Annotated in this window: 14 protein-coding genes; 12 read left to right on the top strand and 2 right to left on the bottom strand. The window is 59.5% G+C overall.

The genetic code is table 11. The features are described 5' to 3' along the window. Positions 1–154: 154 nt before the first annotated feature. The 6 genes from PH547_RS26360 to PH547_RS26335 all read left to right on the top strand — a co-directional run bounded on the left by PH547_RS26360 (position 155) and on the right by PH547_RS26335 (position 6690). Complete coding sequence (locus PH547_RS26360) at positions 155–1453, top strand: extracellular solute-binding protein (protein ID WP_285169834.1); 1299 nt, start codon at positions 155–157, stop codon at positions 1451–1453. Positions 1454–1635: 182 nt separating this feature from the next. Next, on the top strand, positions 1636–2565 hold the full coding sequence (locus PH547_RS26355; RefSeq protein ID WP_260304286.1) for a carbohydrate ABC transporter permease: 930 nt from the start codon (positions 1636–1638) through the stop codon (positions 2563–2565). Beyond that, entirely contained in the window at positions 2562–3404 is an 843-nt protein-coding gene (locus tag PH547_RS26350) for a carbohydrate ABC transporter permease (RefSeq protein WP_260304285.1), read from the top strand. Before PH547_RS26355 ends, PH547_RS26350 begins: the two co-directional genes overlap by 4 nt. Positions 3405–3468: 64 nt before the next feature. Then, on the top strand, positions 3469–4710 hold the full coding sequence (locus tag PH547_RS26345) for an ROK family transcriptional regulator (protein WP_285169846.1): 1242 nt from the start codon (positions 3469–3471) through the stop codon (positions 4708–4710). A 41-nt stretch (positions 4711–4751) separates the two neighbouring features. Continuing rightward, a complete protein-coding gene (locus tag PH547_RS26340; protein WP_285169833.1) occupies positions 4752–5606 on the top strand; it encodes a sugar phosphate isomerase/epimerase family protein in 855 nt (284 codons plus the stop codon). Between the two features lie 28 nt (positions 5607–5634). Continuing rightward, entirely contained in the window at positions 5635–6690 is a 1056-nt protein-coding gene (locus PH547_RS26335) for an ABC transporter ATP-binding protein (RefSeq protein ID WP_285169832.1), read from the top strand. 88 nt (positions 6691–6778) lie between these two features. Here PH547_RS26335 and PH547_RS26330 read toward each other — a convergent pair whose 3' ends face one another. Continuing rightward, a complete protein-coding gene (locus PH547_RS26330; RefSeq protein ID WP_283052202.1) occupies positions 6779–7105 on the bottom strand; it encodes a DUF6665 family protein in 327 nt (108 codons plus the stop codon). A gap of 390 nt (positions 7106–7495) precedes the next feature. Here PH547_RS26330 and PH547_RS26325 point away from each other — a divergent pair, with 390 nt between their 5' ends. After that, positions 7496–7642 carry a DUF1127 domain-containing protein gene (locus PH547_RS26325; RefSeq protein WP_260304281.1) on the top strand — a complete coding sequence of 49 codons (147 nt, stop codon included), beginning with the start codon at positions 7496–7498 and terminating at the stop codon, positions 7640–7642. A 90-nt stretch (positions 7643–7732) separates the two neighbouring features. Here PH547_RS26325 and PH547_RS26320 read toward each other — a convergent pair whose 3' ends face one another. Further along, complete coding sequence (locus tag PH547_RS26320) at positions 7733–7879, bottom strand: hypothetical protein (protein ID WP_260304280.1); 147 nt, start codon at positions 7877–7879, stop codon at positions 7733–7735. A gap of 307 nt (positions 7880–8186) precedes the next feature. Between PH547_RS26320 and PH547_RS26315 the strand changes: the two genes are divergently transcribed. Genes PH547_RS26315 through PH547_RS26295 form a run of 5 tightly spaced genes read left to right on the top strand, consistent with a single transcriptional unit; the run spans position 8187 to position 14126 of the window. Then, positions 8187–9179, top strand: coding sequence for an MsnO8 family LLM class oxidoreductase (locus tag PH547_RS26315; RefSeq protein ID WP_260304279.1), 993 nt, complete (start codon positions 8187–8189; stop codon positions 9177–9179). A gap of 23 nt (positions 9180–9202) precedes the next feature. Beyond that, positions 9203–10552 (top strand): LLM class flavin-dependent oxidoreductase, encoded by a 1350-nt coding sequence (locus PH547_RS26310; RefSeq protein WP_285169831.1) that lies wholly within the window; start codon positions 9203–9205, stop codon positions 10550–10552. 18 nt (positions 10553–10570) lie between these two features. Beyond that, positions 10571–11758, top strand: coding sequence for a M20 aminoacylase family protein (locus PH547_RS26305; RefSeq protein WP_283054283.1), 1188 nt, complete (start codon positions 10571–10573; stop codon positions 11756–11758). 25 nt (positions 11759–11783) lie between these two features. Beyond that, the gene (locus tag PH547_RS26300) at positions 11784–12308 is read left to right on the top strand and encodes a GNAT family N-acetyltransferase (protein WP_283051876.1); all 525 of its coding nucleotides are present in this window, start codon (positions 11784–11786) and stop codon (positions 12306–12308) included. A gap of 39 nt (positions 12309–12347) precedes the next feature. Further along, positions 12348–14126, top strand: a complete 1779-nt coding sequence (locus PH547_RS26295; RefSeq protein WP_283051874.1) for an amino acid ABC transporter permease/ATP-binding protein — start codon at positions 12348–12350, stop codon at positions 14124–14126. Positions 14127–14196: the final 70 nt, after the last annotated feature.

Genomic DNA, 14196 nt, shown 5'->3' with positions numbered 1-14196 from the left:
CTATGTCTTCGCAAAGATCGCCATTTTCCGCTCCTCCTAGTTCCGGCTTGACATCAAAACAAAGTAACTTAATCTAATCAATGCAGCACGGAAATGAGGATAGGTCAACAGATCAAACCTGCTGTATTCGCCAAAATGGGGGAGGAGACCCATCATGATGAAGTCAATTGTCAGCGCCCTGGCGCTGAGCACGATGCTATTTGCAGTGCAGTCCGGCTATGCCCAGGAGTTGGCGACAAAAGACAGGATCGGGTTGGAGAATGCTCCGAAGTCTTTGGTTGTCCGCCTGACGAATGACAGTCCGAACAATGCCGATCCCAAGATTGCCGATGGCTACAAGCAATTGTTCGTGGACTTCATCAAGAAACATCCGGACTGGAAGCTGCAGATGCAGTTCATGTCTGCCGATATCGGCACCGAACAGGCGAAAATGCTCGAACAGGCAAAGGCCGGCAATGCGCCGGATTGTGCGGCGGTCGACTCCTTCGTGCTATCGCAATTCATGATCAACCATGTGCTTGCCGACTTCTCACCCTATTTCAGCAAGGACGAGATTGCCGATCTCTTCCCTTTCATTCGCAATGGCATCACCGACAAGGACGGAACCATCCGTGCCTGGTGGTGGGATACGGACTTGCGCGTTCTCTATCGCAACAAGTCGATCGTTCCCGACGCGCCGCAGACCTGGGACGATCTGAAGAAAGCCGCCCTTGCCTCCAAGGATCAGGGCATGGAAGGCGTTCTCTTCAATGCCTCCCGCTATGAAGGCTCTACCTTCGACTGGCTGGCGAATTACTGGGCTCTTGGTGGCAAGCTGGTGGACGACAGCGGCAAGCCGGTCTTCGGCGAAGGCGACAACAAGGAAAAATTCCTGAAAGCGTTGACCTATTATAAGGACCTCGTCGATACCGGCGCGGCGCCGAAGCGTGTTACGACGATCGGCAATTATGACGACCTGAACGCCGCCGCTGCAGCCGGCACCACTGCCCTGTTCATTGGTGGCAACTGGCAATATGCCCAGTTGAAGGCGACGCTCGACGAAGACGAGTTCAACAAATGGACCTTCTCGCCGATCCCGGGTCCGACGGCGGACAAGCGCTCGACCGGCACCGGAGGCTGGACGATCGCCTCCTTCAGCAAGGACAAGGAAAAGGTCGAGATGTGCGCCAATCTGGCGCGCGAGGTCTATATGGGGCCGGGCAACGCTTTGCAGCAGCAATTGCCGACGCGCAAATCTCTGTTCGACAAATATCCGGTCTTTGCAACTGATGCGAACAAGACGTTCGCGGCTGCGCTCGCCAACGGCCAGGCCCGCCCTGGAGCGCCAATCTATCCTGAAATCTCCAATCAGATTCAGATCATGATGGGCGACGTCCTGTCCGGCACAAAATCGCCGGAGGATGCCTTGAACGCTGCGTTCAATGCGACGATGGAGGCTTACAAGCGCCTCTAGCGCACCGCATGTTCAATTGAGTGCGCAACGATCGCATACTCTTTTGATTCGGGAGCACCTAGTCAGCCTGCGGGTGAACCACCACAAAGCCGGATGCTCCAGCCGAAAGATGATCGGGGGCGGCGCTCCAACATCGGCAGCGCCGCCAACGTCCATTTGAAACATTTGGACAGAGAGAGCAGATGAGCCCAATTGCAATGGAGGCCCCAACAGGCCGAAAACGCGGGTTCTTTCCGCGTGATTTTGCCGGCGCGCCGCTTCCATGGATCATGCCTGTCATCCTGGTCATCGGCGTATTCTACCTTTACCCGGTGCTCGACGTTTTCCGGCTGTCGCTGACCAACGCGACGCTGATCGGCGAGAATTCGAGCTACACGCTGGATTCAATCAAGAACGCAATCAACTCGCCGCAACTGCCCGATATCCTGTGGGCGACGCTGATCTTCGTCGGCGGCAGCGTGGTCGGCCAGCAGATCCTCGGCCTGGCGGTTGCGGTTGTCGTCATTCGCGGCGAAAAACGCGGATTGTTCGGCACGACCATCCTGCGCACGACCGCGCTCGTCGCCTGGGTCGTACCCGGCATTGCCGGCGGCATCATCTGGCAGATGCTGTTCAGCGAAGCGCCCTATGGCGCCCTCAACAGTATCTTGCGCATGATGCACATTCCGCCGGTGGCCTGGCTCTCCGATCCGGCGATCGCGCCCTGGTCGGCGCTGCTCTCCAATGTCTGGCGCGGCACGGCCTTCTCGATGGTGGTGATGTATGCGGCGCTGAAAGCGGTTGATCCGTCGCTTTACGAGGCTGCCGAAGTAGATGGCGCAACCTCAACACAGCAATTGATCTTCATAACCCTGCCGCAACTGCGTGCCGCGATCCTCGTCAACATGATCCTGATCACCATCATGACGCTCAATACCTTCGACGCGATCATCACGTTGACGGGTGGCGGGCCTGGCCGGGCGACCGAGGTCATATCGCTCTACGTCTTCAACATCGTCTTCCGCAATTACGATCTTTCAGGCGGCAGTGTGCTGTCGGTGCTGATGCTGTTCATCAGCCTCGGGCTCGCCTTCGTTTACGCCTCGTTCCTGCCGAAGGAGGAAGAAACATGAGTATGAGAACAGGCAGCCGCTGGGGCGATGTCGTCAGCTATATCTTCATGCTGATCATGTTCGTGTTTTTCGCGGGGCCGTTATCCTATCTGCTATCGCTTGCCCTGCGCGGTCGGCGGGAGATCTATCTCGGCGTTGCCCGCTATATCCCGAAGAACCCGACCATCGACAATTTCGTCTCGGTGCTCACCAACAGCTACTTCCCGATCTATCTTTGGAATGGCCTGAAGCTCGCGTCGCTGAGCGGCCTCGGCGTCCTGATCGTCGCTTTGCCGGCGGCCTACGCGTTTTCGCGCTTTCATTTCCGTGGCAAGGGCCTGTCGATGATGGGGCTTCTGCTGTTCCAAATGATTTCACCGCTGGTGATCATGGTGCCGCTCTACCGGTACATGAACAAGCTTGGGCTGCTCGATACTCATTTCGCTGTGGTCATGGTCTATATCGCGCTCGGCGTGCCGCTGGCGACGTGGCTGCTGAAGAGCGCCGTGGATGGCATTCCGAGGAGCCTTGACGAGGCCGCGATGATCGACGGCTGCAATCGCTTTTCGGTGTTCTGGCGCATCATCCTTCCGCTCTCGGGGCCGGGCATCGCTTCGGTGTTCATCATCACGGTGATTGCCGGCTGGTCGCAATTCCTAGTGCCGTTCCTCCTGCTGACCCAGAACAACTTGATGCCGATCGGCGTCGGCATCTTCAACTTCAAAGGCATGCAGACGGACTCCTCCGTGCAATTGCTGGCGGCCGCCTGCCTGATCTCGGTGGTTCCCGCCATCGTCGCTTTCCTCTCCCTGCAGCGGCTGATCCTCGGCGCGATGACCAGCGGAGCCGTGAAAGGATGATGTTACGGGCAAGGAGAATTGCGTGTACGAGGCAGGCGAGAGATAGCGCGAGGCTGCTTTGACGATGCGACAATTCGACGATGCCCATAATTTCTTTGACCTGACCGGCGCCAATGTCGAGGATGCCGGCGAACACAACCGCGCCGTCATCCTGCGCTGCATTCATCGGCAGGCGCCGATCTCCCGGGCAGAAATCGCCCGGCAGACCGGATTCACGAAGCCGGCGATCGCGCGCATCGTCGACCGGCTGCTGGATGAAGGTCTGGTGATAGAGGCACGCCGCCGCCATGGGCTGCGCGGGCAGCCGGCAATCGAGCTCGAGATCAATCCCGACGCCTGTTTCTCGATCGGCGTGAATATCGACCGCGATCATTTGACGATATTGGCGGTCGATGCGGTCGGAAACGTCAGGGGGAGAGTGCATCACGAAAAACGCTTCATTCTTCCGGCCGAGTTTGTCGAGCTGACGGCGGATGCCATCTCGCATTTCCAGCGCAGCAAGCTCGTCGACGATGCGCGCATCGCCGGCATTGGCCTTGCTGTTCCCGATTGGCTCGGCGAAATTCCTGTGCTGGGCCGACCGGACGATTATGCGCAATGGACGACTTTCGATGTCCGCAAAGCGATCGAAGCCATCACCGATCACCCGATCTTCATCGACAACGAAGCCAATGCCGCGGCAATGGCGGAGCTGGACTACGGACTTGGCGCCGAAAGCCGCAGTTTCTTCTATATCGCCATCAACGCCTGCCCCGGTGGCGGGCTCGTGCTCGACGGGATCGGCCATCGCGGCGCCATGGGATTGAGCGGCGAAATCGGCTGGCTGCCGATCGCCGATCCGAATGATCCGAAGGGGGCGAAAGTGCAGCCTCTCGGCGAGATCTTCTCGCTGTTCTTCCTTTATGACCACCTTGCCAAGCACGGCATAGACGCGAGCAGGCCGCAGGATTTGTTGGCGCTCGATGCACGCGGACGCAAGCTGGTTTCGTCTTGGCTGAAGCAGATGAGCGTTCATCTTGCCGAAGCGGTCATCCATATCGGCCTGATCGTCGATCCCGACGCGGTGATCGTCGGCGGACGCCTGCCGGTGCGCATGACCGACGAGCTTCTGCGCTATGTGAACGAACACCTGCAGTCTTCGGACCCGAACCTGCCGTCCATTCATCGCGCCTCGCTGACGGAGGATGCCGCCGCCCTCGGCGGCGCGGCGATGCCGACGGCGGCGGCCTTGATGCTCGGTTCGGCCAATCCGCAACAGCGCACGCGCTCGCCCCTGCAGATCATGGACCGCCTGCACGCCACATGAAGAGATCCTAATGTCATTCGATTTGAAGTGGGAGGAATTCAGTGAAAATCGGCTTTTATACATCGACATTCAACGATCGCCCTTTTGAGGAGGTTGCCGATTTCGCCAAGGAGGCAGGATTCGACGCGATCGAGATCGACGTCCGCGGTCATATCAAGACGCCTGATCGTGTCGCCGACGTCGTAACCGTCGCCAGGGATCGCGGCCTGTTCGTCGCCTCGATCACCTTGACTGGTAATCAGCTAGACGCCGACATAGGCCGCCGGGCCGAATTGCGCAGGAGCACCCTGGAGTTCGCCCATGCGGTCGGCGAGGCGAAGGTGCCGATCTTCGTCATTTTTCCTGGCCGCAACGACGATGCGAGCGAGGAGGAGAATTACGACAATTTCGCAGACCATGCGAACGCGCTGATTGAGGCGACGGAGGCGAGCGGTCTGACATTTGCGATCGAGAACTGGCCAGGCCCGAAGGATAATTTCATCGGCACTACGCCCTACGGATGGCAGCAGCTTTTCGAAAGGATCAGGAGCCCGCGCTTCGGCCTGGAATTCGATCCATCGCATCTGCTACGCATCGGTGTTGATCCTTTCGCAGCCCTTGCCGGTGTCAGGGATCGGATCGCCATCCTGCACGCGAAAGATACTGCCATCGACGCCGCGCCGCTGCAGGCCGTCGGCTATCATGGCAAGGGCTGGTGGCAATATAAGCTGCCCGGCAAGGGCATGCTCGATTGGGACAAATTCCTGCGCCAGGCAATGTCGTATGGCTTCGACGGCACGCTCTCGATCGAGCATGAGGATGCTGCTTATGGTTGGCCGGGCAAGGATCTTTCCGCTCGCAAGGAAGGCGAGCGGCTTGGCTTGAGCTTCCTGCGCAATGCGCTGAAATCGATCTGAAGCTGCGCCCAGGGAAGGGGAGGAAGCAATGGCGAATGTATCGGTCAACAATGCGCGCAAGGATTACGGCGCCTTCAAAGCCATCAAGGGCGTTTCGATGGAGATTGAGAACGGCGAATTCGTCGTTCTGGTCGGCCCATCCGGCTGCGGCAAGTCCACGCTGCTTCGAATGATTGCCGGCCTCGAAGGCATCACGTCGGGAGCGATCCAGATCGGGACGCACGTCGTCAACGACTTACCGCCAAAGGATCGCGACATCGCGATGGTCTTCCAGAATTACGCGCTCTATCCGCACATGACGGTAGCGCAGAACATGGGCTTTTCCCTACGGCTGAAGCGCATGCCGCGGCCGGACATCAAGACGAGGGTCGATCGCGCAGCGCGCATCCTTGGCCTGGAAAGCCTGCTTGAACGCTATCCGAAACAGCTCTCCGGCGGCCAGCGCCAGCGTGTCGCCATGGGTCGCGCCATCGTGCGCGATCCGGCGGTGTTCCTCTTCGACGAGCCATTGTCGAACCTCGACGCGAAGCTGCGCGTCCAGATGCGTTCGGAAATCAAGGAGCTGCATCAACGCCTGAAGACGACGACGATCTACGTGACGCACGATCAGATCGAGGCGATGACCATGGCCGATAAGATTGTCGTCATGAAGGACGGCAAGATCGAGCAGATGGGCTCACCGCTCGATCTCTACGATCAGCCGAGCAATCTCTTTGTCGCCGGCTTCATCGGCTCCCCGGCGATGAACTTTATCAAGGGCACGATGACGCAGAAGGGTTTTCGGACGGCCGACGGAATCCTGCTGCCGACGCTCAAAAAACCCGAAAATGCCGTCACCTACGGCGTCCGCCCGGAGAACATCCATCTCGATCCCCAGGGCATCGACATCAGCATCGTCGTGCTAGAGCCGACTGGATCGGAAACGCTGATCATTGCCAAACTGGGCGAACAGACCATCACCTGCGTCTTCCGCGAACGCATTCTTGCCAAGCCGGGAGAGACATTGCGGGTTTCGCCCGACATGTCGGCAATCCATCTCTTCGACGATGCCGGTGTGAACATTGGCTACAGTCGCGTCCGATGATCCGACCTGTGCAGGCGGAAGTTTGAAGCAATGCTGCCTGCACGAGAGGCTGCGCCTATGGCGCTGATGTCGAAGATTCTGCCCGGTTTTATCGGCGGATAACGCCGACCTTTGCGAGCACCTCGTTGGGGATCGCGTAACGTTGTATGATGTCGCGACCGTTTCGCAGGCCGCAGATTTCGCGCTGGATGAAGAAGGCCCACACGGCGTCGGAAGCCTTGTTGATAAGGTTCTCGCGGTCCGCGTCGCTGTGGCGGGTTGCGTCCCATGCCCGCAACTCCGCAAGCGCGGACTCTACCTTCAGGCCGTTGCGACCAAGAGAAGCGGCGCGTTCGGACATGAGTTCGTATTCGAGAACATTGAAGCCGCCACTCGAATTGAACTGCCTCAGAGATTGCGGCGGACGAAGGCTCATGGATGGGTATCCTTTTGCTCTGCGATGATGTTAACCGATCATGTCCGGGAGATCGATAGGCCAGGCTTGTATGGTTCACCGGTGTCATGTCGTGGCAGGTATGCCGAAATCGCATATCGACCATTCAAGTGTCGTAAAATTTGGCCTGCAGTTTCAAATTTGCGAAGCGTTTCGATCAATAATCGCGATCCGGCCATCGCGCCAAGCGCAATTCCCCATCCTTGTCGTCTAAAAAATATGCGATCGTCATAAAGATATGCGTTCATTGCAATGGTGCGTTGACCGAACGGCTCTATTAACCGGCGAGGGCCAGTCTTATATTCCAATCATCGAAAACACGGCGGCGCCCGGATGGCAACCGCTTTTCCAAACCCGCAGAAGGGGATGAACATGAACGTAGCGCATTCCTTCAACAACTGGCGCAAGTATCGCCGGACCGTATCGGAACTCGGTCGCATGTCGAACCGCAGGCTCAACGATCTCGGTATCGAGCGCTCGGACATCCAGCGCATCGCTCGCGAAGCGCTCGCACGGTAATATTGAAATTTCGCACGGTGACCGTGCGATGTTTGAACGCCCGCTCTCATACAGCGGGCGTTTTGCTTTATAAGGATGCCCGTATTCTCATTAGACCGGCTGGCCGAAAAGCTGGAAATATCCCCAGGCGGCAACGAAAATCGCAATCACGACGAGGATGACAAGCAACTTGCGTAGACCGGGGCGCGGTGTCTTGGGCGGCTTAGGTCTTCGAAATTTGATGACATTGTCGTTCATTTGACCTCGGCTATCGGGCATTATCCAAGCTTCTCTTTCGCTCCAAATCCATGGGTCCATAGATAGAACTGTAAGGCACCTAAGAGCAACCCATTGCGAAACCGAACGCGATGGCAGTAGCAGCCCCCTGTCAGATGGCACGTATCTTTCCGCGTAAAGTCGCGCCTCACAGGTGCGCATGCTCTGCAACTTATTTCCCCACTTTGCCGCGCGAAGAGAAAGTCGTTTCTTATAATACATTTAATCTACGTATTTTATAGATTATAGAGCCGCGCCAAAACGCCGGCACGATAATCGGATGATCCATATGTCCTATCTTCTGAGTCTTCTCGACAAAAGCCCTATCGACGCCGGTAAAAATGCCACGGATGCGTTACGGTCGACCGCCAGACTGGCGGTTCGAGCCGAGGAGCTTGGCTATCATCGTTTCTGGGTGGCCGAGCACCATAATATGGCGAACTTGGCGAGCTCCGCGCCGGAGGCGCTGATTGGCTATTTGCTCGCCAAGACATCGAAGATCCGCATCGGCTCCGGCGGCGTGATGCTGCAGCATTATAGCGCCTACAAGGTGGCGGAGACCTTTAATCTGCTTTCCTCGCTAGGGCCTGGCCGGGTCGACCTCGGCGTCGGAAAAGCGCCGGGCGGCTTTCCGCTATCGACGCGGGCGCTGCAGGCAGCGGTCGATCCCGAGCGCAAGCCGAGCTTTGCCGATCAACTTGCCGACATCAACGCTTATCTCTCAGGCGAATCCTCGGCGGATACCGCCGTTGCCACGCCGCTTCCTGCGGTCGCTCCCGAACGCTATTTGCTCGGTGCCTCCGTCGACAGCGCCAAGCTGGCAGCCGAGAAGGGCTGGGAGCTGGTCTTTGCCGGCCATCTGAATGGCGATCCCGAAAATCTTCGCAAGACCTTCGAAGCCTATGAGGCGGCGAGCGGCGGCAAGAGCCCGATCTTGGCCCTGGCGGCCTTTGCCGCCGAGAGCGAGGAGCAGGCGCGCGCACGTGTCGGCGATCTCCGCATCGTCAAGATCTTCCTTCCCAATGGTCAGACGATCAATGTCGGCAGTGAGGAACAAGCGGCCGAATTCGCCCGCCAGGCTGGCGTCACTGATTACCGGACCGAGGAGAAGGTGCCGAGCGTGCTGCACGGCACGGCAGCGCAGATCCGCAATGAGCTGGACGAACTGCATCGCCGCTACGGCGTCAAGGAATTCATTCTCGACACACCGGCGCTGACGGCTGCCGAGCGCCTTTCCTCCATCGAGCTGCTCGCCAAGGAGCGGCTCTCCCTCGTCGCTTGATAATACTGAAGAGGATTGCACCCATGGCTCAGAAACACGTCACGTTCGGCATCATGCTACAGGGTCCCGGCGGCCACATGAACGCCTGGAAACATCCGAGCGGTCCGGCCGATGCCAGCGTCAATTTCGGCTTCTTTGTCGATACGGCACGCAAGGCGGAAGAGGCCGGCATCGCCTTCGCTTTCGTCGCCGACGGTCTCTACATCAACGAGCAGTCGATCCCGCATTTCCTCAACCGCTTCGAGCCGATCTCGATCCTCTCGGCGCTTGCCGCTTCCACCTCGAAGATCGGCCTCGTCGGGACGGTTTCGACCTCCTATAGCGATCCCTTTACCATCGCGCGGCAATTCGGCTCGCTTGATCTGATCAGCGGCGGTAGGGCAGGGTGGAATGCGGTGACCTCGCCGCTAGAAGGCTCAGGTCGCAACTACAGTCGCGAGCATCCCGAACACGAGCTGCGCTACGAGATCGCCGACGAATATCTGGACGTCATCAAGGGCCTGTGGGATTCCTGGGATGACGACGCCTTCATCCGCAATCGCGAAACCGGCGTCTTTGCGGACAAGACCAAGCTGCGGCGGCTGAACCATAAGGGTCGCTTCTTCCGCGTCGAAGGACCTTTGAATATCGGCCGTTCCAAGCAGGGCCAGCCGGTCGTCTTCCAGGCGGGCGCCTCGGACTCGGGCATCCGGCTCGCCGGTAGGCATGCCGACGCCGTCTTCACCAATGGCGGGCCGATCGAGGAGGCGCAGGCCTTCTATCGCCAGCTCAAGGACAGCGTGATCGCACACGGGCGGTCGGCTGCGGCGGTCGGCATCTATCCCGGCATCGGCCCGATCGTCGGCGCGACGAAGGAAGAGGCGGAAGCGAAATATCAGGCAATCCGCAATCTCGTTACCATCGAAGAGGCGCTGCTCTATCTCGGTCGCTTCTTCGATCATCATGATTTCAGCGTCTATCCCCTGGACGAGCCTTTCCCCGATCTCGGCGATATCGGGCGCAACAATTTCCGCGCGACCACGGACCGCATCAAGAAGACGGCGCGCGAGAAGGGGCTGACGCTGCGCGAAGTCGCGCTCGATTCCGCAACGCCTCGCACCGCTTTCATCGGCACGGCGGACCATATCGCCGGCGAGATCATCCGCTGGGTGGACCAGGGGGCCGCCGATGGCTTCATTCTCGGCTTCCCGGTGATCGCCGAAGGCTTCGACGACTTCGCCCGATACGTCCTGCCGATCCTGACCGCGCGCGGCTATTTCGACCCCGTGCTGAAGGGCTCGACGCTGCGTGATCATCTGGGGCTGCCCTATCGCGAGAGCCGCTATGCGCAGGTCAAGGACGAAGTCGAACAAGGAAGGGCGATCCGTGCCTGAGGCATGGTCGACGCTGCCATGAACGTCATCACCCAGCATCATCGACCGACTGATGATATCGAGAAGGGGATAGCCTCCTTTATCGACGAGATCATCGCTCTCCGTCATGATCTGCATCGCTATCCGGAGCTTGCTTTCCAGGAGCGGCGGACCAGCAAGATCGTCGCCTCCCTGCTTTCTTCCTGGGGCTACGAGGTGACGACCGGTGTTGGGGGCACTGGCGTCGTCGCAACCCTTCGGGGCGGCGACGGCGGCAGGCGCATCGGCATTCGGGCCGACATGGACGCCCTGCCGATCGAAGAGGCCACGGATCTTCCCTATGCCAGCGACAATCCAGGCGTCATGCATGCCTGTGGCCATGACGGGCACATGTCGATCCTGCTCGCCGCGGCGCGTTACCTCTCTGAATCCAAAGATTTTTCCGGTGTGCTGACGTTGATCTTCCAGCCGGCCGAAGAGATCGGTGCCGGCGCCCGCAAGATGATTTCCGACGGGCTTTTCGAACGATTTCCAGTCGACGCCGTTTTCGGCCTGCACAATTGGCCGGGCGTACCATCGGGTCAGTTCGGTTTCGTCGCCGATGCGGCCATGGCCTCGGTCGATCAGGCCGTGATCCGTATCGTCGGCAAAGGTGGTCATGGGGCTGAACCGCAAAAGGCGGTCGATCCGGTATTGGCATCTGCCGCCTTCATCACGGCTTTGCAGAGTGTCGTGGCGCGCAATATCGATCCCCAGGATATGGCGGTCGTCACCGTCGGCTCGATCCATGGCGGCTCGGCCTCGAACGTGATCCCGGAAAGCGTGGAGCTGAAGCTGACCATGCGTGCCTTCAGCGAGGCGGTGCGCCAGCAACTGCAGGAGCGTATTCCCGCACTTGCCCGCGCCCAGGCTGAAAGTTTCGGTGCGCAGGCGGATGTGAAGTATCGCCTCGGCTTTCCGGCGTTGGTCAATCATCGCGAAGAAACGGCCTTCGCCCGCGCAGTGGCGCTGGAGGCCTTCGGCGAGGGGCGGATCGTGCAGAATTTCCGGCCGCGCACGGCAAGCGAGGATTTTGCCTTCATGCTGCAGGCGCAGCCCGGCAGCTATCTCTTCGTTGGCAACGGCGACACCGCCCCTCTCCACAGCGCCCAATACGATTTCAACGACGCGATCATCGCGCCCGCCGCCCGCTACTGGGTGCGGCTGGTCGAGACCTTCCTTTCATGATGACGACAACAGGACGGCTGATGAGATGAGTGACAGCTTTCTCTACACGACCCCTCTCGACCCACGCGCAAAGCCGCTGATCGATGAGCTGATCCATGAATATGACAGCCGCTACGGCACCTATTTCAGCGCCGAGGGTGCGGCGGCGGAGCTCAACCGCTATCCGCCGGAAGCCTTCGCGCCGCCCGATGGCAATTTCGTGCTTTTGATCCGCGATGGCGAAACCATCGGCGGCGGTGCGTTCAAGCGCTATGACGAGCGCACTGCCGAATTCAAGCGCATCTGGACCCGCCATGATCTGCGCCGGCAAGGGCTGGCGCGCAAGGTCCTGATCGAGCTGGAAGAGCAGGCAGCCCGCCAGGGCTATTCCCGCATCTACCTGACCACGGGTTTCCGCCAGCCGGAGGCGGTCGGCCTCTATCTCAACTATGGCTACACCGCCCTGTTCGACCAGGCTGTCGATCCCGAAATCCACCGGACCCTCCCCTTCGAAAAAGATGTCAGCCATCTGGCCGAACCGGAGCTGCGCGTGGCCGGCGGCAACAGGTGAAAACGGTCACGGACCGATAATCCATAAAAGGGAAACATCATGGCACTGACGACAGATTTCGCGGGCATTGCTCCCGGCAACAGGGTCGCCGATCAAAAGCAGGATTATTCCCGCTATCGCATCGTTCCGGCCCGCCATCCCGGCCGTGTGGCGGGAACCATTTTCGCTGCCCTTGTCATCGCCGCCGTGCTCTATTCCACCTTCACCAATCCGCGCTGGGGTTGGAGCGTCTTCGCGCAATGGTTCTTCGCCGAGCCCGTTCTCGCCGGTCTCGGCAGGACGTTGCTTCTGACGGTGCTTGCCGCGATTTCGGGCTCGATCCTCGGCACGGCGCTGGCGCTTGCCCGCGTTTCCAAGTCGCCGCTACTGTCAGGCCTTTCCTGGGGCTATATCTGGCTGCTGAGATCGATCCCGATGATCGTGTTGCTGCTGGTGCTGAACAATCTCGGTTATCTCTACGAGACGATCAAGATCGGTATTCCCTTCACCGATACGGTCTTTATCGACTATCCGACGGTGCAGCTATTGACGCCTTTTGCTGCCGCCTTCCTGGGTTTGACGCTCAACCAGTCGGCCTTCTTCGCGGAGATCGTGCGCGGTGGCATCCTTTCCGTCGATCAGGGACAACTTGAGGCGGCCTCGGCTCTGGGCTTGTCGCGCCGCCGGCAAGCCTTCCGTATCATCCTGCCGCAGGCCATGCGCTCCATCCTGCCGACCGGCTTCAACGAGATCATCGGATTGGCAAAGAGCACTTCCGTGGTCTATGTGCTCGCCCTGCCGGAACTCTTCTATACGGTGCAGGTCATCTATCGCCGCAACCTCGAAGTCATCCCGCTGCTGATGGTCGCGACCGTCTGGTATCTGGTCATCATGACGGTGCTGTCGATCGCGCAGCACTATATCGAGCGCTATTTCTCGAAAGGCGCGGTGCGCAACCCGACGCCGCTTCCCTTCCAAGCCTTCTTCGAACGGTTCCGCCGTCCGCTGCCAGCTTTGGACGTCTCGACGGATGCCGCGCTGCGGCCCGGCGTCATCGACGTGGCAAGCTTCCGGGCGGCCGGAGGGGCAGTGCGCATTCACGGCATTTCGAAAAGCTTCGGTGCGCTGAAGGTGCTCGACAATATCGAACTCAGCCTTTCGCCCGGTAGTGTGACCGCTATCCTTGGCCCGTCCGGCTCCGGCAAGTCGACGCTCCTGCGTGCCATCAACCATCTGGAGCGCGTCGATAGCGGCTTCATCTCCATCGACGGCAATCTGATCGGCTACAGCCAGAAGGGCGACACGCTCTACGAACTCAAGGAGAAGGATATTCTGAGGAGCCGCGCCGATATCGGCATGGTGTTTCAGAGCTTCAATCTCTTTCCGCATCTGACCGTGCTCGAAAATCTCATCGAGGCGCCGATCCAGGTGCGGGGCATTAGCCGCGAGGATGCCGTGCAATTGGCGCAGGAGCTGCTCGCCCGCGTCGGCCTCAGCGACAAGATCAACGCCTATCCGCGCCAGCTTTCCGGCGGCCAGCAGCAGCGCGTCGCGATCGCCCGCGCGCTCGCTCTCCGCCCCAAGGTGCTGCTTTTCGACGAGCCGACGTCCGCACTCGATCCGGAACTGGTCGGCGAGGTGCTCGACGTTATCAAGGAGCTCGCCCGCACCGGCACGACGCTCGTCATCGTCACCCATGAGATCGGCTTTGCCCGCGAGGTGGCCGATACGGTGGTCTTCATGGAAAGCGGCCACATTCTCGAGGCCGGCCCGCCGGCCCGCATCTTCAACGAAGCGGAACATCCACGCACCCGCGAGTTCCTGGCAAAAGTTCTCTAGCGAAAACCCGGCCCCTTCGCGAGAGGAAGAGAGTAAACGAAAATACAACCATAGAGAGAAAAAGGTAAGC

It is taken from the genome of Rhizobium cerradonense (genome assembly GCF_030182455.1).
Taxonomy (GTDB): Bacteria; Pseudomonadota; Alphaproteobacteria; order Rhizobiales; family Rhizobiaceae; genus Rhizobium.
This window is presented reverse-complemented; position numbering and strand designations above follow the sequence as displayed.